General features: G+C 50.3%; 17 protein-coding genes and 2 riboswitches. Of the genes, 6 read left to right on the forward strand and 11 right to left on the reverse strand.

The window, feature by feature from the left end; all coding sequences use genetic code 11:
* Positions 1–9: 9 nt before the first annotated feature.
* Positions 10–846, reverse strand: coding sequence for an AraC family transcriptional regulator (locus tag L1F29_RS23280; RefSeq protein ID WP_258384427.1), 837 nt, complete (start codon positions 844–846; stop codon positions 10–12).
* 257 nt (positions 847–1103) lie between these two features.
* On the opposite strand from L1F29_RS23280, the gene L1F29_RS23285 reads away from it, so the two are divergent.
* Positions 1104–1301: a hypothetical protein gene (locus L1F29_RS23285; protein WP_258384428.1), complete on the forward strand. Its 198-nt coding sequence runs from the start codon at positions 1104–1106 to the stop codon at positions 1299–1301.
* Between the two features lie 186 nt (positions 1302–1487).
* Here L1F29_RS23285 and L1F29_RS23290 read toward each other — a convergent pair whose 3' ends face one another.
* The 4 genes from L1F29_RS23290 to L1F29_RS23305 form a co-directional block, all read right to left on the reverse strand.
* Positions 1488–2828, reverse strand: coding sequence for an extracellular solute-binding protein (locus tag L1F29_RS23290; protein WP_258384429.1), 1341 nt, complete (start codon positions 2826–2828; stop codon positions 1488–1490).
* A 29-nt stretch (positions 2829–2857) separates the two neighbouring features.
* The gene (locus L1F29_RS23295) at positions 2858–4210 is read right to left on the reverse strand and encodes an extracellular solute-binding protein (protein ID WP_258384430.1); all 1353 of its coding nucleotides are present in this window, start codon (positions 4208–4210) and stop codon (positions 2858–2860) included.
* 1056 nt (positions 4211–5266) lie between these two features.
* Positions 5267–6019, reverse strand: coding sequence for an amidohydrolase family protein (locus L1F29_RS23300; protein ID WP_258384431.1), 753 nt, complete (start codon positions 6017–6019; stop codon positions 5267–5269).
* Between the two features lie 57 nt (positions 6020–6076).
* Positions 6077–6784, reverse strand: coding sequence for a GntR family transcriptional regulator (locus L1F29_RS23305; protein ID WP_258384432.1), 708 nt, complete (start codon positions 6782–6784; stop codon positions 6077–6079).
* 248 nt (positions 6785–7032) lie between these two features.
* Here L1F29_RS23305 and L1F29_RS23310 point away from each other — a divergent pair, with 248 nt between their 5' ends.
* From L1F29_RS23310 to L1F29_RS23320, 3 genes are all read left to right on the forward strand, one after another.
* On the forward strand, positions 7033–7806 hold the full coding sequence (locus L1F29_RS23310) for a phytanoyl-CoA dioxygenase family protein (RefSeq protein ID WP_258384433.1): 774 nt from the start codon (positions 7033–7035) through the stop codon (positions 7804–7806).
* 56 nt (positions 7807–7862) lie between these two features.
* Positions 7863–8627, forward strand: a complete 765-nt coding sequence (locus L1F29_RS23315) for a phytanoyl-CoA dioxygenase family protein (protein ID WP_258384434.1) — start codon at positions 7863–7865, stop codon at positions 8625–8627.
* Between the two features lie 75 nt (positions 8628–8702).
* Positions 8703–9551, forward strand: a complete 849-nt coding sequence (locus tag L1F29_RS23320; protein ID WP_258384435.1) for an AraC family transcriptional regulator — start codon at positions 8703–8705, stop codon at positions 9549–9551.
* On the opposite strand, the gene L1F29_RS23325 is transcribed toward L1F29_RS23320, so the two are convergent.
* Positions 9527–9820 carry a hypothetical protein gene (locus tag L1F29_RS23325; protein WP_258384436.1) on the reverse strand — a complete coding sequence of 98 codons (294 nt, stop codon included), beginning with the start codon at positions 9818–9820 and terminating at the stop codon, positions 9527–9529. The two genes, L1F29_RS23320 and L1F29_RS23325, sit on opposite strands and share 25 nt — an antisense overlap.
* Here L1F29_RS23325 and L1F29_RS23330 point away from each other — a divergent pair.
* Positions 9811–10662 (forward strand): AraC family transcriptional regulator, encoded by an 852-nt coding sequence (locus L1F29_RS23330; protein WP_258384437.1) that lies wholly within the window; start codon positions 9811–9813, stop codon positions 10660–10662. The two genes, L1F29_RS23325 and L1F29_RS23330, sit on opposite strands and share 10 nt — an antisense overlap.
* A gap of 47 nt (positions 10663–10709) precedes the next feature.
* On the opposite strand, the gene L1F29_RS23335 is transcribed toward L1F29_RS23330, so the two are convergent.
* Positions 10710–11234 (reverse strand): 5' nucleotidase, NT5C type, encoded by a 525-nt coding sequence (locus tag L1F29_RS23335; RefSeq protein ID WP_258384438.1) that lies wholly within the window; start codon positions 11232–11234, stop codon positions 10710–10712.
* Positions 11235–11550: 316 nt separating this feature from the next.
* On the opposite strand from L1F29_RS23335, the gene L1F29_RS23340 reads away from it, so the two are divergent.
* A complete protein-coding gene (locus tag L1F29_RS23340) occupies positions 11551–12219 on the forward strand; it encodes a class D sortase (RefSeq protein ID WP_258384439.1) in 669 nt (222 codons plus the stop codon).
* A gap of 64 nt (positions 12220–12283) precedes the next feature.
* Here L1F29_RS23340 and L1F29_RS23345 read toward each other — a convergent pair whose 3' ends face one another.
* The 4 genes from L1F29_RS23345 to L1F29_RS23360 all read right to left on the reverse strand — a co-directional run bounded on the left by L1F29_RS23345 (position 12284) and on the right by L1F29_RS23360 (position 21200).
* Entirely contained in the window at positions 12284–13099 is an 816-nt protein-coding gene (locus L1F29_RS23345; RefSeq protein WP_258384440.1) for a transglutaminase-like domain-containing protein, read from the reverse strand.
* Positions 13100–13113: 14 nt separating this feature from the next.
* Positions 13114–13194: riboswitch (cyclic di-GMP riboswitch) on the reverse strand.
* A gap of 35 nt (positions 13195–13229) precedes the next feature.
* Positions 13230–13311: riboswitch (cyclic di-GMP riboswitch) on the reverse strand.
* A gap of 143 nt (positions 13312–13454) precedes the next feature.
* A complete protein-coding gene (locus tag L1F29_RS23350; protein WP_258384441.1) occupies positions 13455–16889 on the reverse strand; it encodes an LPXTG cell wall anchor domain-containing protein in 3435 nt (1144 codons plus the stop codon).
* Positions 16890–17059: 170 nt separating this feature from the next.
* A complete protein-coding gene (locus L1F29_RS23355) occupies positions 17060–18196 on the reverse strand; it encodes a response regulator (RefSeq protein WP_258384442.1) in 1137 nt (378 codons plus the stop codon).
* A 13-nt stretch (positions 18197–18209) separates the two neighbouring features.
* Positions 18210–21200: a hybrid sensor histidine kinase/response regulator gene (locus L1F29_RS23360; RefSeq protein ID WP_258384443.1), complete on the reverse strand. Its 2991-nt coding sequence runs from the start codon at positions 21198–21200 to the stop codon at positions 18210–18212.
* Positions 21201–21925: the final 725 nt, after the last annotated feature.

Genomic DNA, 21925 nt, shown 5'->3' on the forward strand with positions numbered 1-21925 from the left:
CGTCCAAAGCTAGTTCTTATTCGGCATTGATTTACGATACGCGTTGGGCGCCATTCCGTATTTCTGCTTGAACGCCCGGATAAAATGCGTGTAGGAATTGAACCCGCAATTGTAGCAAATTTCGGTGACAGATATCTCGGAGCTGCTTACAAGCGCTATCGCCGCGCGTAAGCGCAAGGATTGCATATAGCTGCGGAAGGAGCTGCCGGTCGCTTTATGAAAGCATTCGCTGAAATAGTTAGGAGACAATCCGGACTGGGCGGACACCTTCTCCAGCGTCAAGGGCTCCCGGTAGTGATGATGAATATAGATCAAGGCTTCCTGGATGGAGCTGTCGATCTTGGTGCCGGCCCGCTCCTGCCGCCCGTTCGTAACCGCCCGCAGCAGATCGATTAAAATTCGTTCCAGCCCGCCTCTCATCAGAAGCTCGGATCCGATTCCCTTATTCGCCGATTCTTCGATCAGACGGGCGAACTCGTCATTCATCCGGTCGAATTCCGTCCCCTCGAAGCGCGCCATGAAGCATTCACGATTGACGAACAGCAGATTGCGCAAGGAGGCGCCAAGCGTCTCTTCCGAAAATTTCACATTATATAGCTTCAGCGCTTTATCCTTTACCGGAATGATTTCATGAAAATCGGATGGCGTCACAAGAAAGAGATACCCCTTGGCCAGCGGATAGGACTGACCGTTCAGCAGATGCTCTCCCTCGCCCTCAACGATAAATTCCAATTCGTAAAATTCATGCCAGTGCAGCGGATAGGTCTGATTGACCGTATAACAGGCGGGATGCATGAGCGCTTCATTCTCGTTCAACAATCGGTTAGGCAGCTTTCCCCATTTCATTCCTACTGTGCCTCCTGCAGCGTTCGATTGCGGCGGATAGCGGATAGTCGATTTTATGTAAACTCATCGGTACAAAATCGCTTTCATGCGTACGATATCCGCGTACTTATTGTCGCATGCCTGTTTCAACATGTCTATGAGTATCCCTCCCGAAGCTCCAGCTAGCCCGATTGTCTGTGATTTATTGCACATCTCAGGCAGACAGCGCTATGTTACGATATTTCTGCAAGATAAAGTTGTTGTAAAGGATGATATGCATGCCGCGAAAGATACTTCGAAGTCAGTCATCACAATATCCGTTTAAAGTCATCTTGAATCAAACACGCGTTGAGACCCTCCATGGCAGAGGTACGATTATCGACAGAACGAATGAATGGATATTCGTTAAGCTCGACCGCAACAAATCAACCATTAAAACCAGCATCTTCATCGTCGAACTGCTAGAGACCGCTTAAGAGGTCTTACATATGCCCAGCCTTCGCCAGAGCAAGAGCGTCCCCAAGAGGGACTTGAACGTATGTTCATCCCCTTGGCGACATGTCTCTGAACAACGAATAGCCATGCAGGTTCAGCAGCTGAACCGCATGGCTATTTATCATTTTGCTTCCATATGTTCGAAAGCAGGGCAACTGCTGCCCTCGCTAACGGCTGTACCTCTCATCGACTAAAGCTTGAATATATTTCGTCATGTGATCCAGGAAAGCTTTCGGCTCCAGGCTGCCGTTCATGACATCACCATATTTTTTATCGAACTCGGTTTGCCATTCGACCGGGATCCATGTCCACAAATGATCATGCTTCGCATTGGCGAGCACTTCTTTAAAGACCGCATAGACAGGGTCGGTCTTTGCCTGCTCATCCATATAAGGGTTTTCTTTTTTCCCCGAAATCAGATTCAAATGCTTCAGGTTGGATTCCGCCCCCTCGTTCGTAGCGCAAATCCATTTCAAGAACTCCCAAGCCGCTTCTTTATTCTTCCCGCCGGCCGTCAGAGCAAAGCTATGACCTCCGATCCAGGTAGATTTCTCAGGCATGGAGATGATCCCGATTTCATCCGGATTCAAATTGTAATTATTCCGCAGATCTGCTGCTGTTTGCAGATATATGGCCGATTTGCCCGCTTGGAACCAGCCCGTTCCTTCCGGCAGCGATGCCTGAACCTGCTGCAGGCGTTCATCATCAATATTATCTCGCTTGAACTTAACGATCCACTCCAGCGTTTCAACGATCAAAGGATCATTAAAGCTGACCTTGCGGGTCTCCGGATCGTAGAACGTTTTGGTCGTAGCCCCATTGAGGTAAGCCCATGTTTGCAAGGCGTTGACAGTTCCATAGACGTTCTGAGGCGTGAACGTCGACATCTCTTGCTTGCCGTCTCGGACTACCCAGAAGCTGCGCAGAAAATCGCCGAATGCGGACAAAGAATTCAAATCAGGTATTTCTGTAATCCCATACTCATCCAGGATCTTGGTGTTGTACATGAAGGCAAAGTTAGGATCGACCTGCCAAGGCAGGGCCCATACCTTCCCGTCCGAAGTTACGGATCGAATATAAGCGGCTTCATAGAATGTATCCGGATTAACGTCAGGATCCACTTCAATATATTCGGACAATTCCTCTAACACGCCGTTCTCCACCCACTCCGGCATCGTTCCGACCAGGCCTACTACATCGGGAATCGTACCAGCCGCGATTAAGGCGGGCAGTTCACTATAATGCTGCGGCAAAAGTTCGACCTTAATGTTCGGATACTCCTTATTGAAATCCTCGATCAACGGCTTGAACCGATCGTCAGATGACCAGAGCAGTTTGATATCGGCAACGAAGCTTTCTTTGTCCTTTACAGGTGCTGCTGTCTCTTCCTGTTCTACCTGTTCTACCTGTTCTTCATTGACTGTGGGGGCTTCGGAAGTACTACAGCCTGCAATCGTAACAATAGACACAAACAACAACATGAAGATTCGTAAGGGATGTCTGTTCATAAAATGACCTCCTTATAAACGCGTCGACGTTAACGGCTGTACCTCTCATCGACTAAAGCTTGAATATATTTCGTCATGTGATCCAGGAAAGCTTTCGGCTCCAGGGTTCCGTTCATCACTTCAGCGTATTTAGTATCGAACTCGGGTGCCCATTCGACCGGGATCGCGGTCCACAAATGACCTTGCTGCGCATTGCCCAGCACCTCTTTAAAGGCCGCATAGACCGGATCGGTCTTCGCCTGTTCATCCAGATAAGGATTTTCCTTTTTTCCGGAAATGGCAGTCAGATGCTTCAGGTTGGATTCCGCTCCTTCATTCGTTGCGCACATCCATTTCAAAAACTCCCATGCCGCTTCTTTATTCTTCCCGCCGGCGGTCAGAGCAAAGCTCCAGCCTCCGATCCAGACGGCTTTCTGAGGCATGGAGATAATTCCGATTTCATCCGGATTCATCTCGTAATTGAGCCGCAGCTCTCCTGCCGTCTGCAGATTCATGGCCGATTTGCCCGCTTGAAACCAGCTCGTGCCTTCTGGAAGCGAAGCTTGTACCTGCCCCCGGCGTTCATCATCCACATTGTCACGCTTGAACTGAACGATCCACTCCAGCGCTTCGACGATCAGCGGATCATTAAAGTTGACTTTGCGCGTCTCCGGATCATAGAATGTCTTCGTCGTAGCCCCATTGAGGTAAGCCCATGTTTGCACGCTGTTGACCGCACCGTAGGTTTCGTGAGGCGAGAACGTCGCCATCTCTTGCTTGCCGTCCCGGACGACCCAGAACTTGCGCAGAAAATCGCCAAATGCGGATAATGAATTCAAATCCGGAATTTCGGTTATCCCAAACTCATCCAGAATTGTGGTGTTATACATAATCGCAAAGTTAGGATCGACCTGCCAAGGGAGAGCCCACACTTTCCCATCCGGGGTTACGGAACGCGTATACGCAACTTCATGGAACGTATCCGGATTAACGTCCGGATCCACTTCAATATAACTGGACAAATCCTCCAACACGCCGTTCTCTACCCACTCCGGCATGGTTCCGACCATGCCCACAACATCGGGAATCGTGCCTGCGGCGATTAATGCAGGAAGCTCGTTATAAGGCTGAGGCAGCACTTCAACTTTAATATTCGGATACTCCTTATTGAAATCCTCGAGTAACAGCTTGAACTGTTCGTCGCTTCCCCAAGTACGCAGCAGTTTGATATCCGCCACGAAGCTTTCTTTGTCCTTTACTGGCGCTTCTTCTTCATTCTGCTGTTCACCTTCACCGGCTGGAGGGGATTCGGAACCGGAATTCGAATTGGAACTGCAGCCTGTAATCGTCACAATGGACAGCAATATCAACAATAGTATTCGCAAGGGATGTCTATTCACCATAATGACCTCCTTTAGCAATTCATTCATTTTTTCTAAGAATTGGAATCAAGAGGAAACAAAGGATTTCGACAACAATTTAATGCGCTTACATTTTTTGTTTCTATGTAGAAACTCTATAGGATATTAGCACCCTCCTCCTCATTGTCCATTACACACAATATATGGGAAATGATATGAATTTCGTGTGAATTTGGAAGTATACAACAAAAGTTGCTCTTCAGGTCATTCAACCAAAAATCAAAAAACAGCCTGTCCTCATTCGAGTCCAGACTGCTTTCGTTCACTATATCTTTTCTGCTATTGCGGCTGCCTTGTGCATTAGGGCGCTGCAAGCCCAATATCGGATGAGGGAAAAGAGCTCCACTCTTTCAGGTAACCTGCCATGGGTACAAATACGCTCGTCTATATTGAATAACCAATTCCTTGCGCACCCGAATTTAACGCAAATTGATCCTAGCAATCTACCGATGCATTCCATATGCGGGCAGCGGGTGAAAGAGTATTCGTCTCGCCAGCAGTCAAAGAAGCTGTATGAAATGGATAACGATCTAGTGAACCGGTAGTATATATGTCATGAGAGTTATCATTATCGGATGCAAAAGGGTTGATGTCTAAAGAAAGCATTAGCAATGCGCCGGCAACACCTCCAAGCAGACATGCGATAATCGTTATAAGGATGACGCGCTTATTCCTTCTCGAGGGAATGGAATTGTCGAACGGATGAACACCGGATCGGCTCCGAAAGAACCTCCTGCTTCTGGAATCATAAAAGTAAGTAAGCCTCTGCGGTTGAATCCGGGATTGATGCTCGTCCGAGTTTTCCTTCTTGACTTCTTTATCATACTCCATGAAGCCGCCCTTGTTTTCGTTCATCATGAACGCCTCCCGCAAGAAAAAGAAGTAATTTCCTTTTTTAGAATATATAATCCTTATCTTAAGCCAACCTTAATGAGTCATTAGAATGGGGTTAAATTCTTCAACAACAAAAAACGCCTGAGCAGCCGGACCGGCTGAACAAGCGTTATTTATTTGAAACTGGGGGCGGGGAAAGAACGGTTACGCTCTGCCGACAAGGATCCGGTCATAGACCTGCAGAGCGGTCTTATGCAGGATATATTCCTGAGCCTCCGGCTCAATGCCGCTGGTGCGAACCTTCGCCAGCTCGGTGCCGGCGTTCGAGGGTTGGTCCGAGCCGAACATAAACCGGTGGCCGAATTGCGGAATCCAATGCGCGAACATGAATCCGCCGGACCAAGTAATATCCGTATACACGTTCGGACAAAGCTGCAATATAACCGGCACCTCCGCAGAGCTGACCATCATGCCGGTATGGGCCAATACGAACTTCACCTCGGGATAGGCCAATGCGACAGGAATGACGAGACTGGGGTTCGCCCAAGGAATGCCCGCCCCGGTATGAAGCATGACAGGAATGCCAAGCTCCTTCGCGGCTTCGTACACTTTCTTGGCGTCCTCCCCCATCGGGTTGACCGCATGGGCTGCGGTATGGATTTTGACGCCGATAAATCCCAGCTCCTTCACGCACCGCTCCAGCTCACGCCGGTATTGATCCTCCGGAAGATGAGGATTCGGGTTGGCCATGCCATAAAATTTGCCGGGATACTTCACAGACAGCTCCGCGATATGATCATGCTGCTTCTTCACCTTATCCAGGAAGTGGCACGCAGCCGGCTGCACGATGGAGATATCGATGCCGAACTGTTCGTGATTGCTTAGCTGCTGATCAACTGTGAACAGCTCGTCAAATACCTCGTCGTGCCCGATATGCGTATGGACATCGATAATCATAAGGCTTCTCCTCCTTCGAATACCTCGATGTTAACGCTTACAATTATAGATAAGCCGTCAACGAAAATCCACCAACCAGTCCGTCTCGATGTTTCTGGCGATACTTTCTTCCAACACTCGGGTTACAATATCAACGCCTGCCTGGATATGCTTATGCAGCAGCGCTTTGGTCGTCTTGGCCTCGCCTCCCCTAATGGACTGAAAGATGTCGCGATGCATCTGAGTCAATTCATTCATGCCCGGCTGATCGATCTGTTCATTGGTGATTTCCTGAAGAGCCGTAATCGTCTGGATCATCGTGCTCCAAATCCGGAACAGCGGACGGTTGCTCGCGGCCTCGACCACCTTCCGGTGAAACATCGTATCCAGATAAATATAACTTCCGTGATAATCGGTGCATTGCTCCATCAATTGCAGCACCTTTTCGATTTCGATCCATTGTTCGACGGTCAGAATGCCTCTCTTGTGAAGAGCCTGCATCGATTTCCATTCCAGATCGAATCGCAGTTCATACAAATCTGCCAAGTCTTTGGGGGTAAATCCGATAACGATCGTACGACCGGTGGAGAGTGTCTTCAACAAACCTTCGCTTTCCAGCGTTTTGATCGCTTCCCTTACCGGACTGCGGCTGACACCAAGCATTTCCGCCACGTTGGCCTCGTTCAAGTGAGAATTCGCCGTCAAATGGCCCGATAAAATCTTTTTTCGTATGCGATGGGTTATGGTCTGCTGCAGAGTACGTTTGTCCGAAGGCTTTGGAACCATTTACGCTAATCTCCCTTTCCGGTTGGCTTCGGCTTCATTCTATGGGTTAAATTTACAGCCGTCAATAGCTTTTTTGTATACAAATTTTATTTTTTTGTATTTTCTTTTCCGTATATTTGTCGACAAAAAAAGCATGGCATTTGGCCTCAATGAGCAATTTATTGAGGGTTTAAAGCAATGAATCGGGTTGGTAGCCCGGTGATGCGGCAATATAATGGGAGTATCAGGAAAAAGAGGAGGAGCCCGGAATGAAGCTTCATGCTTTGACCGATGAACAATATCTGAGCTGGGAACGCGACGGGTTTCTGGTCATGGAAAACTTTCTTACTGCCGAAGAGATCAAAAAATATGACGATGGTCTGGACAGCGTCGTGAAGCTTTGGAAAGAAAGGGGCAGTTATAATTCCGAACATGCCCAGCTTGCCAACGTGGATCAAGTAAGCGCCATCATCGAATATGACGACCTGTTCGTGGAATTGATGGAGCATCCACGCATGATGAAGACCTTGCGCGATCTGCTCGGTGACGCTTTCGTCATGATCGATAACGACGGATTGCTAAAATATCCGCAGCAGAAGGCCCATACCTCCTGGCACCGGGATACGGGGAACGACCTATATGTTAATGGAACCCGGATTCCGTTCATGGTGAAGGTGTTTTATTTCCTGGCAGATGTCCCCTATGACGGCGGCTGCCTCTCCTTTCTGCCCGGAAGCCATAAGATGAGGAACGATCAGCTGCCGAAGGTGGGCGAGCCGGAGGACATGCCTGGACATGTGCGGATGAACGTGAAAGCCGGAACAGCGGTCGCCTTCCACGGCAGCACATACCATTCGGCTTTGAACAATTTCTCGAGCCGCACTCGAAGATCAGTCATTTACAACTATGCGCCGATGTTTCTTCGAACCTGGCCGGGGTATGAGCCATCCGAAGCGCTTCAGGCGAAAGCTTCGACCCGGATGCGCCAGATGCTGCTTGGCATGCTTCCCTGGATGAGCGATCCGAAGGCATTCGAAGAGTAGTCATCGATCCATGAAGAAAATAGACTCATTTGTGATGAAGAGGAGTGTGTCAGCCGATGAAAGATCTATTATACCAACAGGTGGAGGCGTTCAATAGAGACGGGTATTACATCATGAAGGGGGTCCTGGAGCCGGATCGCATAAAGCGTCTCATTGACGCGGTCGTTGAAATTTCGGAGGATGTGCAAACGAGAGAAATATCCGACATTATCGACAAGCATGATATTTTCACCCCTCTGCTCGTCCAGCAGCAGGTATTTGATCTGATTCGGGCCTTGATGGGGCCTAAGGTCCAGATGGAAAGCGTCAATGCCACACGGGTCAAACCGGGCAAGGGAATGCCGGTGGGCTGGCATCTGGACAGCCACCCGTATCCGGAGCCGCTTCCGCCGCAATGGTATTTCCCCATATCGATTAACTGCGCCTATTATCTGGATGACTTGACGATGGAGAAAGGACCGCTGCTCGTGCTTCCCGGCAGCCATAAGTCCGGTAAAGTCCCTCCTCATTACACGATGGATATGCTTCCAGGCCAGGCGGAAGTGATGGCCGAAGCGGGCGATTGCGTCATCTTTTCCGGTCAACTATGGCACGCCGCCCTGCCGAACCTGCATCCGACTGAAGAAAGACGGGCGTTATACTTCAACTACCAGCAGTCGTTCTGCAAACAGAGGCCGCAGAACTTTATAGGAGACAGGTGTCAATATCTGCGGGAGCACGGCCCCTTCTATATTCAGCAGCTGCTCGGCAAATTCGACGGCTGGCAGGAAATCCCGGAATATGCCGAGGAGGAATTGGCTGAGGTTCGGCAAACTGTATAGGAGACGGCTTGCAAAGAGACAGAGATATGATGAAGGGAATGGGAATCGAATAAATTTCCGGAGGTCCGGCTGACAATGACGGAGAATGGGTTCGATTACGTCGCATCGCCAAGCGATTTTGCCAGATCCAAATATTTTTATGCGCTGATCGGCGGATATTCCGTTCCAGATGAACGATTTCACTTCGAACGGGCCTATTACCCGGCCTATGAAGCGCTGATTATTACCTCGGGGAAGGGCTGGTACCGCCACGGCCGGGAATGGCTGGGGCTCACAGCCGGCGACTGCCTGCTGCATAATATGCGCTATCCGCATGCTTACAAAGCCGATCCCGACGATCCTTTCCAAATGACTTACCTCGTTTTTGACGGGCACCTGCTGGATAAGCTTTGGCCGGACAATTTAGCCGCTCCATATGTGCTGTTCAGGCCAGTACCGCTGAGTGCCCTCACGGAGATCGTAGATCGCATCTTGACTGCGATGCGGAATGATGATCGCGATCCCGATGGAACCGAGCTCCAAATTTCTTGCTTAATCTATCAATTAATGGTGCAATGTCTCCATCAATCGCAAGGAGACAGCCAGCAGGCCGATCTAGTCAAGCCGGATGCGATGACAGCCGCCCAACGGTTCTTGAACGAGCACTATTTGACCGTCGAAAAAATGGAAGATGCGGCGAAAGGAGTCAATTTAAGCTTCTACCATTTCATCCGCCAGTTCAAGCGTTATTTCGGCCGCACGCCGAAAGAATACGTATTGCTCAAACGCGTCAATCACGCCAAGCAGCTGCTGCTGCTGACGAATCGGTCCGTCACGGAGATCGCGGCCCTGTCGGGCTTTAATAACTACAATTCTTTCTTGCACGCTTTCCACCAGATCGAACGCCGCTCGCCCACCGACTACCGTAAAACCAAGAAGAAGTAGAGGACGAAGCGAACGGGATCGGCGCTGAAGAAGCCGCGGCCGCTGCCATGATGCGCAGCAGGCCGCGGCTTTTCGATGCAATCGTCATGACAGCCGAAACCCGGACTCTGCCCGATGCAGCACGACCTCCATACTTCATGATGAAGGGACTTATGGCGCGAAGCGTGACGCTTGGCCATCGTCCCTTTCATCTGTTTGTTTACCGCCATCGTTCCTGTCATAATGTAGGAAGCGGTACGATTGAGGAGGTGATTGGAGCTTGAACTCATTTGAACTTGTCGCCACCCCGCCTGAATTCGCGCGGATGCATCTGTTTTATCCGATATTGGCCGGCTATGACGTGTCAGAACCGGCGTTTCATTTTGCCCGCGAGCATTTTCCCGCTTACGAGCTTCTGCTCGTCGAGGAAGGCCGGGGCCGCTTCCGGCAAGGAAGCGAGTGGTTCGATTTGGGTGCAGGCGATTGCCTGCTGCATGACATGCGCTTTCCGCATGCGTACAGCGCCCATCCGGAAGAGCCCTTCCGCACGTATTATGTCGTATTTGAAGGCTTGGATACCGAAACGCTGTGGAGACGGTTCACGAATGCGCCGATGGTTCTCCTGGAGGCGGACCGCGGGAGCGGCGGGTCGGATGTTGTCTTTCGTCAATTGACTGCGATTATCGAGCTTATGCGGGAGGGCGGCGATGAAATTATGTTCTCTTCACGCCTCTACGAGCTGCTGGTGCGCACGCTCTCCTTGGCTGCTCATATAGGAGGCGCGGTCGTCAAGCCGCAGTCGATGGAAGCTGCCCGCGAATTTATCGATGCCCGCTATCTCGGCATTCACGGCATTCGCGAAGCGGCTGAGCATGTAAACTTGAGCTTATACCACTTTATCCGTCAATTCAAAACCTGTTACGGGAGTACGCCTAAGGAATATCTGCTGCAGAAGCGGGTTCACCATGCCAAACGCCTTCTGCTGCTTACCGACGATTCCGTCTCGGACATTGCGGAGCGAAGCGGCTTTCCCAGCTATAATGCTTTCCTGCATTCCTTCCTGCGCATCGAGCAATGCTCGCCTACCGAGTACCGGAAAAATTGGAGAAGACGGCGTACTCCATCGTCATAAAAAAAGAGCCTCCCGTCATTCGGGAAGCCCTCGGGAGGCAATCACAATTACCGCAAGAAATAGTCCTCTACCTCTCTCCAGTTGTTCACCCGGACATAACCGGTTTCGTGACAATTACGCGGCGACGTATACAGAATGCCTTGGCCGGCAAAACGTTTGAAATGGTGCGCATGATCATCGATGAGATAGTCCGCTTGAATGATGCTCTTGTCGCCGCAAAAAACAAAGTTCATGTCATTCAAGAAACTGAAGTGCTCTTTCAGCCATTCATACTTAGCCGTAAAGGATGCGGGGATATACATCGCTGCGGTCGTAATGAATATTTCATAGCGCTCGCTCAGCGCCTTGATCACTTCCTGGCTGTCCTTCATGACAGGCAGGTCGCGGAAGTAAGCAGGCTCCGTCTGCCAGCTCCAAATTTCCTCCTTCAGTTGCGGCCGCAAATCCTCCAGATAATAGCCCCTTAATTCTTCGATTGTAATATTCTCGTTGTACGTCCCGTTAAACCTGCCCAGATGCTTCGGAATAAAATCGGCAATAACCTCGTCCATATCGATTGCAATTCGCTTCATTCTGATACCTCCGTCTACAATTGTACGCGCAAGCTGTCGTAAGCCGGCTCAATGCCATGCGGCTTGAAGATGTCTGCCATCTCGTAACTGCAAAAACTTGCATCCGGTAATTATACTATAATTTTGCAGTTTTATTTACAATTTAACACATAAGATAACAGCGCTTACCCCAAGTAATCCGCTTGCCGGTATAACGCTAGGATACCTGATTGTTATGAAGTGTTCATACTAACGCTTGCTTTGCTCAGTATTTGGATAGTTTCTTCCTCTATAATGAAGGAAAAGACTATTCATACCTATATGGAGTGAGACAATCATGACTAGAAACAGAATATTGCCCGTTGTCTTGATCATAACCGGAGCGATTATCCTGCTGTTTCCTACTGCCAGGGAATACTATTACAATTGGCAGGAAGGCCGTCTTCTAAGCGAACTGGAGCATGCTCCCGATTTGAAACCGGCCGGTGCTGCGAACAGTCCGATTCAAGCCGAATACGAGAAGCTATCCCAATTGTTAACGCAAACCGCCAACAACCCGGAACCTCAGCCGGCTCCCGAGACCGTGAAGAAACCTGCTCAAGATCTGGACGATAACGCCATTGGACTTATAGAGATCGATAAGATCGATCTCAAGCTGCCGATCCTGGAAGGGGCCTCTCAGGCAAACTTACGATATGCAGCCGCCCATATGACGGAGACGAATCCAATCGGTCAAACCGGCAATGCCGCCATAGCGGCTCATCGAGCCAGAACCAAGGGCCGTTTATTCAACCGGTTGAACGAGCTTGAGATTGGCGATAAAATTACGATTCAAACGAACGATAAGCAATTGACTTATAATGTGAACAAAATTTCGATCGTGGAACCGACCGACTTATCGGTTCTGGCAAGCAGCGACAAGGAGTCGATCGTTACGCTGATTACGTGCGAGCCGCTGAAGAACCCGACTCACAGGCTGATTGTACAAGCCTCCCTGGAGAGCTGAATTCTTCCAAAATAATAAAACTGCCGGAGCGAATGCCCGGCAGTTTTTTGGTATCTGCAGCAGATCAATAGGTCTTTTCCACTTTATAATCTTTGGCGGATTTTGCGAAGGTGAACGGTTTTTCGGATTTTTTCAAACCGGTATCGACCGTCGTATCCACCAGAACCCATTTTCCGTTCAAATAGACTTCATTCCAGGCATGGTAGCCGTCAACCTGGCTGGTTGTTCCCATCACAAGCTTGGCCGGTATGCCTTCGCTGCGGAGCATCGCGGCATATAAGGAGGCGAAATTGTAGCATACCCCTTTGCTTGCTGCGAGCGTTGCGTCAATGTCCGGTATATAAGCCGAGTCGGTCAGCTTCTTGGCCAGCACGAAGTCATATTTCACATTGCTAATGATGTATTGGTAGATGGCCTTAGCCTTTTCTTCATCCGTCTTGCTGTTGCGGGTCAGTTCCTTTGCTTTGGCGGCGGTTTTCTTTGCATCCATCCAGTTTACATGCTGGATCGAGTGCAAGTAGATATCCGCTCCGTTCGGCACTTTGACCGTAACCGACTTGGACAAGACCGCCCGGTATTTCGTCTTCGTCACATTCTCCAAAATGACAACGCTGTATGCCCCATTGCCCATTTGGAGAGGGAGCCATATCGGCTTCGTTGCTTTCGCCTTATCCAATGAGTAAGTGTATGAATTTGCACCCTTCGTAATGACGGCTTTCGTCACCTTGCCCGCAGGGGCATCATAACGAATTCCGATCGCTCCCTTATCCAGCTTGGACAGGTCAAGCCGTTCGTCTTCCGCCTCAGCGGCAGACGCACTCGGAATTATAGCTGCTGTCAGAATAATAACTACCATTATCATAAACGACAATTTTCTCATCGGATAAAACTCCTTTCGGTAGCTGGCTGCCATCCATTCGGGAAGGCCCTGTAGCTTTGCGTCCCTGCCTTTCGGCAGGTTTGCCGTTATCGTACTTGTTTCATCGGAACAAACAAAAAAAGCCTGAACATTCGGTAGCTGGCTGCCATCCATTCCGGGAAGGCCCTGTAGCTTTGCGTCCCTGCCTTTCGACAGGTTTGCCGTTATCGTGTGGCTTTATCTACGACATAATCACTGGATTCTATGTTCAATATACATGACTGCTAGACTACTGTCTATCTATTCATGCAATAATTTCGCGATGATTGGCGAGGCCTGACGCGCTTGCATCAGGCCCCGCCCCATTGGATCGCTATTATTGCGTCTTGCCGTTCATTCTTCTTCTGATGAGCATGAATGCTCCCAGAATAATAATGCCAAGACCCGCAAATTGATACGGCAGGCTGCTGTCTTCTCCGGTCTTCGGCAAGGTTGTGAGCCCACTGCTGGATGGTTTTCCTTTCGGGCCTCCGTCCAGGCCTCCAAGCGGATTACGATCCGTATCAACTTCATACAAGTCCTCGGGCGAAGTACCCGGCTTGACGTTCGTCCCCGGTTTGCTCGGGTTAGTCGTATCTGTCGGAGTTCCCGGTTTGCCCGGCTCTGACGGATCTGTCGGCTCTCCAGGCTTGGTCGGAGGCGTTTCTTCCTCTCCCGGCTCTGTTGGCGTTTCCGGATCAACTTCTTCTTCCGGTTCCGTCGGCTCGCCTGGATCTACTACCGGCGGCCAAGGAAATACTGGCGGAGGAGTCGGATTAACCGGCGGATCCGGCAGCTTCTTGTTCGTTATCGTTTCGAGCGCGTTCGCCGAATTAATCGTAACTTCAAGATCAGCTGCATTCAACTCGTATCCTGCAGGAGCTTTGATCTCCTTCAAGATGTAAGTGCCGTATCTGAGATTTGTGAAATCGGCTTTGCCGTCCGCATCGGTCGTCTGCTGGCTGCCCGGTACAATCGTCCCATTCGATAGCTTGCGATCTAATTGGAATACGGCACCAGGAAGCGTTACGACTGTGTTCTTCTCATCAACCTTAAGGATGGACAGGCTGCCTCTCAATCCGCTGCCTGTACCCGACCCGGACGATTTGCCGACTACGATGGTCTTCTCCGAGCTCAAATCGGTTACGTTTACGCCCGTGCCCGCGAACGTGACTGCGTTGCTTAACTCATCCCCGTCGTCCGCGGCAATCGTAGATTTGTATTCCAAGATGTAAGCGGTGCTGATCGGATTCTTGAAAGAAAGTTCGAAGGTTTGTCCGCCGCCGGCTGCCTTCGTTACGGCAACGGTATAATCCGTTCCTTGGACCAGCTCTTTGCTTACGTCCTTCGTCACTCCGCCGTTCCCGTCAACAATCGCTTGATATAGATGGAACGAATCTTCTTTGATGATTTGCCCATCGCTGGATTCATCGATAATTTTGGCATTCGTAACATGGGATTGACCTTGATTGATCGTAATCGTCCAATCAATGTCGCCCCCGTTCTGCTTGCCGCCCTTCGTTACATACTCGGTACCGTGGGGAATCGCAACCGATGCGTACAAGCCTTCGGTAACTTTATCGATTCCCTCATGCAGATATGCCGTATTTTCTACTTTATCCGCGATAATCGTATTATCCAATATCGTTTCGAACGTGACATAGTAAGGCTTGTCGATCGTTTGATTAAACTTCACATGCAGCTTGTTATCTCCATCGACGGAGTGCGTATAAATCGTTCCGTCATCTGGAATAGGGGTGCTGGCAATCTGGAACCCCCCGTCCTTCTTAATGCTCATGTCAAACAATTTCAACGATCCGTCTACGAATGATTGACCGGCAAGCAGCGGATCGATCAGTTCAGCGTTGCTGACCGTTTTGCCGTTGTAGTTAAAGCCAACCTTCCACGTAACCTTCTTCGTTACCGGATTATAAGATCCGTTCTTGAATCCGTTGAGCTTGGCTTGCCCCTTTGGATCGAAATCCGATCCGGCTGTAACGCTGTGCGGCTTGCCGTCCGCATCCTCCCAAGTTATTACAGCTGTATTCTTAGATGCTTGCAGCGTACCGAAATCCCAATCCGTGCTGTAGAATTTCGTCTCGTACGTAATATTGAACGCCGTCGTTACAGGCTCCTTCAGATGAATGCTGAAGCCCTTCGTGTAATCGTGGACGCCAGGTGAAGACTCTGGATAAATGATGTCGTACTTCGATGGATCCAGTCCAACAACAGACAGCGTATTAGGGATCAGCTCCAGCTTGCCGCCTGTGAACGTATCCGCAATCTTCAAATCTGTCATCGGCTTGTTATTGCCGTTGATCTGAATATTCCATTTTATCGTTTTGCTGATATAGTCCGCATCCAAGGACTTGATTCCGAACTGCTGGAAAATCCACCGGTCCTTCGGAACGGGATCGGTCCCCTTCGTCGAAACCGTGTTCGTTATTTTCTCATTGGCATATACGGGACCTGTCGGCTGTGTCTTGTACTCGATCTCGTATGCGGTATTGATGGCCGAATTGAATTGAAGTTCAAATCCAGCCTTCCCATCCTTGGCCGGGATCGGAGTATCTGTATAATTCTGAACCTCGCTGCCTCGGGTGCCGTTACCGTTACCGTCAACCGTAACATTATAAACATGCAGAGTTCCTGGTACTAAGGCTTGACTGTCATTGAACAAATCCGTCAGCTTGGCATCCGCTTGAGGAATGTCCATCTCGCCGTAATTGTACTTGATCGTCCACGTAATGGTTTGAGAACTCCGGTCATAGGCGGATTCTTTGTCCAACAGCTTGCCATAAGAGACATCGACGGAAGCTGTGGCATCTACGGGCGTAATGCCTTCGCCGCTTAATACGGCCGTATTATCAAACTTCTCCAGCCGATCCGTCAGCTTCGTCGAATACTCAATGCGGTAAGCGGAGTCGATCTCGTTCAGGAACGTAATTTTAAAGTCTTTATCGTTATTGTCTCCTGTCTTCTCCACCTTGTAATCGGTATTCAAAACAAGCTCGACAGCAGCCGGATCAACGGAAACATTGCCTGCCAAATTTACCTTCAGCGGGAAAATGTGAATCGAACCGGGGTTCAACTCCATTCCTGCAGGAATTTCATCCGTAACGACCGCATCTTTGATCTTGTCGAGCTTCTTGTTCGCATCGATCGTCCAGTTGATGTTTTTAGCATTTTTGCTTTTGTCGGGAATACCCGACTTTTCAATCGTCTTGCTTACATTGGGAATGAATTTAAGCGGAACCTTGACCACTTTATTGTTAATCTCGGCAAGTTCCACAACCGTGGTCGTTTCTTTGATCTTATCCATGTTCCACTTCGTCTCGAAGGTCATTGTGCCGCCTACCGCGTCTGCGTCGACATCCGGCGCAAAGGTCATGACGACTTTGTTATCGGCTGCAGAGGCTATGAATGTACCGATCGACGCGTCGGTCAGAACACCCGTAATATCAGGGCCGACAATCTTGAACTGCTCCGGAAGATAGAAGGTGAATGTATCGCCGCCTACGTATCCGTGACTATTCGGAAACGCCCATTCATAATTCAGCTTGACGACCATGCCGTCTTCGATTGCAATCGGCTGATCCAATGGCACCTTGCTGCCATCCTTCTTGGTCACCTCCATAGATGCGCTTGTCAGAATGTTTTCCTCGATGACCCCGTTGTTGGACGCCGCGTCGGCGACATTCAACCCGGTAAAGCCGCTCATGCTCTGCAGCAGGAACAGCATTCCCACTACAACCAAACTTAACTTCTTCATCGTTCTTTAATAACCTCCGATTCTTACATTCCATATTGTTAAATACAATCTTCAATCCATCCTAGCATTGCAACATGTCCAAAATCTGACCAAAATCGACAATCCATGACTTTTTCCGGTGAAATAAAAAAAGAGCCGGGCAGCGTATTGCTGCTTCAGGCTCTTATGTATTAATCCACTAGCGGACGAATGCTATTAAATAACCGTTTTGCCGTTTCTGATGGCTCGGAATCATATTCTCGGCGCATCATGCCGGAGAGAAGCTCATATTGCTGTTGAGCCAGCGAATGATGGTCTTCATTCACATAATGCTCAATAAGAGCTTCGTATATTTCCTCCGAATGCGGGTACTGCCGCTGCAGTCCCTCGTACATGTCAACCGCCTTGTCGCCTTGGCCTTCGCTTGCCCAGAAGCGGCACAGCTGCATCCCTTGCCGATAACATAAGCTTCGCAGGCGCTGACGTTCACCATGCGTCCATATGTAGTCTTGCTCGTTCAAATAATCGCCCGGATAGTCGTCCAGCAGCCGATGGTAGTCATCCGCTGATTCAACCGACAGAGGCGGGAGCTTGCCGATCGCTTCCTCCCACTCCTGCATATCGACTTGAAGCCCCTCCGTGCTCAGCCAATAGCCGTCCCCGCTGTTGAGAAGCTTGATGTTCAAGGAGGCCGACTCGAATGTTTTGCGGAGTCTGTAAATCGTCGTGTACATATGGGTAAAGCCCTTCTTCTCGTCAGAGTCCGGCCATAACAGCTCGAGCAGCACCTCCTTCCGGACCGGCTGTCCGCGCTTGTACACCAGATAGGCGAATAATTCGCGGGACTTGGAGGTTCGCCAGGACAGCGGCTCCCCGTCATGCCCGAAGACGTTCATCGTCCCTGCGCATTGCACGCGGACAGCGGGCTCCGGTTCCTCCGCCTCTTTCATGACCGAAGCACGGCGATTCATCGTCTCCTGCTGAAGCCTGGCAACCGTCTGCTCGAGACGATGCGGCTGCACCGGCTTCAATACATAGTCGACGGCGTTCAATTCAAATGCTTTCACGGCATATTCCTCATAAGCCGTGACGAATACGATCGCGATCGACTCATGAATCATTTGCAGCTTCTCCGCAACTTGAATCCCGTTCATCTCCGGCATGTCGATATCGACAAAAGCAACGTCCGGCTGCAGTTCCTCAGCTGCCGATACCGCTTGAACCGGCAGAGAAAACGTGCCAATGATCTTCACGTCTTCGAACCGTTTCAACTGATGCTCCAAGCTTCTAAGCGCAAGCGGCTCGTCATCGAGCAGTAACGCGTTCATTCCTTCATCTCCTTTACATCGCATCAGAGCTTGATTGGACGATCGCTTCCCGTAATCGGAAAGCAACGGTCGTCCCTTCTTCCAACCGGCTTCGTATGTGCAATCCTTTGCCGTAAATTTGCTTCAGCCTTCTGTCCGTATTGCGCAGTCCGATCCCTGAGCCCGGCTTCGGACTCCCTTCTAGCAGCTTCGCCACCGTTAACTTGTCCATTCCGACACCGTTATCGATAATCGCCACATCCGCGCCTTCCGGGCACCTCGTTATCCGAATAACGATCTCGCCGCCCTGAGACCGCCTTAGAATCCCATGCCTGACCGCATTCTCCACCAGGGTCTGGATCGTCAGCGGCGGGATGTACAGCCCTTGCACCAAGCCCTCGTCAACCTCAAAGCGCACCTGAATGCGGTCCTCGAACCGCTCTTTCTCGATGTGCAGATAGGAACGAACAAGAGCAAGCTCCTGCTCGAGCGGGACTAGACGCTCGGAATTGCGGAAATCGAAGCTGGCCTTCAAATAATTCCCGAACGCTTCAAGCAGGCTCCTCATCCGGGTTGTGTCAAAATCGCCTAAAGCGGCAATGGAATTTAACGTATTGAACAGGAAGTGGGGCTTAATTTGCGCCTGCAGCCATGCGGCCTCCAAGCGCAGCCGGTCGCGGACCGAATATTTCAGCTCGGTCAATGCCCATACCCGCATGCGTAATTCAGCTGCATCCACCGGTTTCGTCACGTAATCGTTAGCGCCGCATAGGAAGCCCGCCTGCAGGTCCTCCGGGCGGCTTCGGGCCGTCAATAGCAGGACGGGAAGCTCTGCAATCGTAAACCGGTCCCGGATGAGCCGCGTAAGCTCATAGCCCGACATAGCAGGCATCATAACATCGGCAATGATCATATCCCATTCTCTCGAATCCAGGACGGACAGCGCCTCCCTGCCGCTGCCGGCCGTAATGACTCTGCAGCCATCCGCGGCCAGAATGTTCTCCATCACAATCCGGTTGACGGAATCGTCGTCGATGATCAAGACGATCGGCCCTTCGCCATCTGCCTTGGCATGAGGCTTGGCGATTGCTTCATCAAGCCCCTCCGGCGGAATGGAAACGGCCGCTTCCGAATCGCTGGAGACATCGGTCAGCCATCCCATCGGCGGATTTTCCGGCACGGCTGAATAGGCTGAATAGGCTGCGCCGGCCAAACTCAACGAGAACGTGAAGGAGGAGCCTTGGCCGCGGACCGAGCTCACCTGGATCACTCCCCCATGCAGCTCTACAAGCTGCTTGCAGATGCTCAGGCCAAGCCCGATTCCGCCGCTGATCGCCGTTATTCCGGTTTCTCCCTGCTCGTAAGGCTCGAATACTTTGCTCTGCTGCTCGACGTCCATCCCGACACCGGTATCGACGACGTGAATCATCGCTTGCCCGCCTTCCGCCTGAGCCCTGACCGTGATGACGCCTTCATTCGTGAACTTGACGGCGTTATGCAGTAGATTGAACAGAATTTGGATAAGCCGGCTCTCGTCGGCGATCACCATAGGGAATGTCTTCGGTATTTGATTGTCGAACCGGATCTGCTTGCCTTCCGTCATGAAACGCAGCATATCGATAACGCCTGCCGCAACCGTTTGAATCTGAACCGGCTTCTCTTTCAGACGAATCCCCTTTTCCTTAAGCAGCGTCAGATCCAGCAGATCATTAAGCATAAACGACATCCGCCGCCCGACAGTTACAATAAGCTCCAGATTCCGGGTGTTCCGCTCTCCTAGGACGCTCTTCTCGGTTTCCAAGACCGTCTGAGTGATGTTCAGAATACCATGCAGCGGGTTACGCAATTCGTGGGATACGTTCGCCAGAAAATCATCCTTTCGCTTCACTTCCTCCTGAAGCTTCTCCGACAGATGCGCCGTCAGAGCGGCGGAAGAGTTATACCGCCTGAACCAGAAGGATGAAGAAGCCAGAAACGCGACGGTCAAGTCAATCGGGTAAAACTCCGCAACATACCAGCCGGTATTCTTAAGCAATCCGCCAATACCGCTTAGGATGATCGCAATCGTGCCCAACATCAGAAATACGGCATCCTTGCTGCCCGACTTGATCAGACGTATCGTAACGATCAGGAAGATCACGATCGACATGAGCAGCATCATAAAATTGATGAGCATAGCTGGCAACAAAATCGTGACCGGAAGAACGACTGCGAAAGCAATAGCCGCCGTATTCAATACTTGCATCGGCCGGTAAGCTCTATGCGGCATATAGTCAGGCAGAAGCCCCCGGCCGAATTTGAGCAGAAATAAGGCAATGCCGCCCAATGACATGATCTGCAACCTGATCGTCGTATCCCGGCTCAGGGATAACCATTGCTGCAGCAGTCTGTCATCGTCCGTAAGCACCATCAGCATGGCGCTGAACACGAGCGCCGCGAAGGTCAGGAGCACCTTCTCTCGCGCGCCGAATAAATAAATGAGCAGCGCATATATGACATGCAGCCCCAGCACGACGGTTACCAAGAACTCCATCGCGAAATTAAAGCGCATTTCCCCGGAAACGGCAGCTTCGGTCCCGAACTTGATGGAATAGGAGATTCCGCCGGTACTTCTGTCAGAATAATTAGCCGCTTGTATCACGACATCGATCGTACCGTTGTCAGGATTGAATGCAACGGAATAAAGCGAATTGCCGTCCTTAAATCCCTGCTTCGATTCAGCCGGTTTGCCAGAGCCCTCCAACAGACGTCCGTTTACGTAAAGCTCGGATGACGTAGCGACTCCCTTCAGGCGGATGCGGAACAACCGCTCATCCTCCGGATCAAGGAGAATGCGCAGCCGATAGGAGCCATAGCCGTAATTGGACCCGGTGTCCGGAGAGAGCGTCTTTCCCCAATTGCCCGGAACTTGGATCGACACGGGAGCCTCGCCGGCTGCTTCCTTACCAACCGCTTCTTTCATAATGAGCTTGTTTGGATAAAATTCCCATTCACCATCTAATGCGATGATGCTATCTGAATCCAATTTTGATCCGCGGAGATCCATTACCCCCCGGACGATGGGGATCGGTTCCGACGGGAGCTGGAGATAGATCCATAACACCCGAATACCTACCAATACGAGTAAAAATGTTAGCGTCATACAAACAAGTGTTCTTTTTGACATAATACTCGTAGTATTCGACACGAATCGTTATATTCCTTTTGATCGGGGACCTCATTCCCTCTGGCCGAGAACCAACAGCTATATGAACAACATGCGGAGGGTGACACATGCTGACATGAGTAGGTTTCGGCTTCATAATCTTGCATATTGTACAATTCTAAGCAGGAAAAAGGCGCTCCGATACAGGTATTGTTGTAGATTCTGCAACAATACCTCCAATCGAGATGCTAGCACGTGCTTTTCTGGCCTTGATGATGTATAAAGTACAACAATTCAGCCTCAGACACGGATTTATGAAGCTATTTTTGCACTTTGTACACCATTGTCAACGAAACGATGTACGAACCGTCCTCGAAACCATCTGCCAAACTATCGCCAGATAAAGGTTTATCATCTCGTTGCCGGCCATGAACGTCGCATCATAAGATCAGGTGCTAATGTGATCCGGAACAGGCTAGAAAAATGAATCCTCGGCCTTCAGGTTCGACTCGGCATACATCGCCATAATCGCCATATCCGGAGGATACTACATATACGATAGATTTTAATCTGCTAAGAAGAAGCGCCCTTAGAACAAACAAAGC

This window comes from Paenibacillus spongiae (assembly GCF_024734895.1).
Classification (GTDB): Bacteria; Bacillota; Bacilli; order Paenibacillales; family Paenibacillaceae; genus Paenibacillus_Z; species Paenibacillus_Z spongiae.